The sequence below is a fragment of the Treponema sp. R80B11-R83G3 genome (assembly GCF_054786115.1).
The window spans coordinates 1-734 of record NZ_BDHF01000354.1 but is presented as its reverse complement, the minus strand read 5'-3'; the positions used below and the strand labels follow the sequence as shown (position 1 = coordinate 734).

Genomic DNA, 734 nt, shown 5'->3' with positions numbered 1-734 from the left:
GAACAACACTGAAAGAGCAAGAACCGCTATTCCAACAGGAAGCAACAACTTAAATTTCTTACGCTTCTTTGCTTCTGCAGCAGGGGGCGCGGCTTCCGGTTCGGAAGAGGCGTCTTTGTCGTTGGTTGAGTATTTAGCAAACAATTCCTTGATATTATGAACGCCCAACTTTTTATACAAATTGGTACGGTGAAAATCTACGGTGGAATGACTAATATTAAGCCTTTTGGCTATTTCTTTCTGGGAATGTCTTAAATAGCCATAATAAGAAACGCTTTGGGGTGTTTTCTCCCCTTAAAATCTTCGTCTATTAGTTTCTCTCCCAAATCTGTTATGTGCAAATTTGACGCGTATTGACGCAAAGTGTCTTCAAGTTCAATTGCAGTGGGAGGGGAACGCTTTATATTTACGCTTAAGAATAATTTTCCTGTTGGAGTAAGCAGTTTTAAACATTTGCCAAGCAATTCCGTTAAATCGCGCTGTAAATCAAAATGCTCCGTCATCTTTTTTGAATTGGAAAAACCCGGGGGATCAAGTACGATAATATCCCATTGTTTTTTCGCAATTATCGCTTTTTCTAAAAACTCAAGAACATCGGCGCGGATAAGTTTGTGGGCGCGGTTCGTATCGCTATTCTCCGCCTTGCCTTCGCCTTTGAAAAAATCCCAAATCTGAAGCATGTCGGCGGCAAAATTATTAAGCGAAAAATTTTCCCGCGCCCAATTCAAGTAAGT

1 protein-coding gene and 1 pseudogene are annotated in these 734 nt (G+C 40.7%); both read right to left on the bottom strand.

All coding sequences use genetic code 11. The features are described 5' to 3' along the window. The coding region (locus tag ACYVRH_RS13820) for a helix-turn-helix transcriptional regulator (protein ID WP_461257464.1) at nt 1–234 on the bottom strand (234 nt) is incomplete at its 3' end. A 17-nt stretch (nt 235–251) separates the two neighbouring features. Continuing rightward, nucleotides 252–734 (bottom strand): annotated as a pseudogene (locus ACYVRH_RS13815) (class I SAM-dependent methyltransferase); the annotation flags it as partial.